Annotated in this window: 1 protein-coding gene and 1 pseudogene; both read left to right on the forward strand. The window is 38.8% G+C overall.

Annotated features, from left to right (window positions below):
- Positions 1-276, forward strand: a pseudogene (locus tag FTV42_RS16880) (hypothetical protein); the annotation flags it as partial.
- Between the two features lie 330 nt (positions 277-606).
- A complete protein-coding gene (locus tag FTV42_RS16885; RefSeq protein ID WP_004641894.1) occupies positions 607-954 on the forward strand; it encodes a hypothetical protein in 348 nt (115 codons plus the stop codon).
- The last annotated feature ends 440 nt before the right edge of the window (positions 955-1,394 follow it).

A 1,394-nucleotide genomic window follows, 5' to 3' on the forward strand; every position in this document is an offset into this window, starting at 1 on the left:
AGTGCTTATAAAGTCAAAAATGATGATGCGTTGGATACCGAAAAACTTTTAAAGCAGGTGCAGATTGATCGTTACTTAGCTGTAAAACTTCGACAAACAAGAATTTATAAGAAGGTATGGGCTATGGATCTTAATCCTAAAGAAAAGATAGAGTTGCTTTTTGAAGTTTTAAATCAATTAACTTTATTTCAACAGACTGCTGATGGAGTAAAGATTCTAGATCTAGCGATCAAAAATTCTCAAGAAAAGTTATTAAAAATTCAGACTCCTAAATAGTCACCGATTTTATAGACACCTTTTAGTTAGATTTTTTCAGTTTTTATAAGAACTACTGATTAGGACCTTGACGCCCTGCTTTTTACTGGATAATCTTATTTTAACGCAGCAAAATCTGTGTCCAGGCGTGAGAACCTGATAAAATCTAGGTGCAATTAAATGTCGCACTTGCGGCTATTTTTTTGCCTACTGTTAAGCAGTCCCTATGGTAGCTTAGCAGGGCAGCTTTGTGCTGGCTGATCCTAGATTCAGTATTCTCACCCCTGTTAAGTTGCCTCCATTGCCGTGAGAAGTGATGGAGATAATTAAACTCTTATCTAGGAAACTGCTATGCAGATTAAATTCAATAATGCAAACCCATGCATGCCAAAAAACCTCGCTAAACAACTGATTGTCGAAAGCGCAAAACTTCTGAATCATCAACAACGCCAAGCCTTGCTCGATATTTTCATGACTTTAGATCAGGCGGAAAGAACAGCTGAAAATACACTTCAGCAACATGCTGTAGCGCAACAAAGCACCCACAACTTTTCTCAAGATTACGAATGCCAAGAATACAATCAGGAATATTGGTCAGGTCATTACTATGATTCTTACAGTCAAGAATATCCGGAAGATTGGGTAAAACGGACTCAGTCCACCCCAGGTCGTCATAAGTTCCCTAGAACTGCTTACTGATCGTGGGGGGTGCCTTTTTAAAAGTAGGCATCATAATCCGAGCTACTCGACCGAGTTGGCTCGGATGAATACCGGGGAAACTGAGGGATTTGAGAACCTGATGACAGTCGTTGAACTGCATATTAAAGAACTCAATACCTCTGCCGCCTAAAGCATTCACTACACGATTAATCGTATCAAAACGTGGTGCTTAATCCTGACGTAGGACTTTGTGGAGTGCCTCACCCCAATCCCTGCTTCTTTAGCGATTTTGAGTCATGCCACGAGCTTTAGCAATAACACCAAATTCATATTCTAAAAGCGGACATTTCTACTTTGGGCTACTGAATTTCGTATATGAGATTTTATGTTAAATATATAGCCAAAGATGCTGTTGTAAGAACAAGAAATTTGCTCCAAAACCTTATATAACTTAGTATTCAGCCGTCTGTTTTATTACT

It is taken from the genome of Acinetobacter sp. YH16052 (genome assembly GCF_013417155.1).
Lineage (GTDB): Bacteria > Pseudomonadota > Gammaproteobacteria > Pseudomonadales > Moraxellaceae > Acinetobacter.

Bases quoted from the DNA above. Each gene is read 5' to 3' on its own strand.
- FTV42_RS16885 (WP_004641894.1), top strand. From the start codon at position 607: ATGCAGATTAAATTCAATAATGCAAACCCATGCATGCCAAAAAACCTC.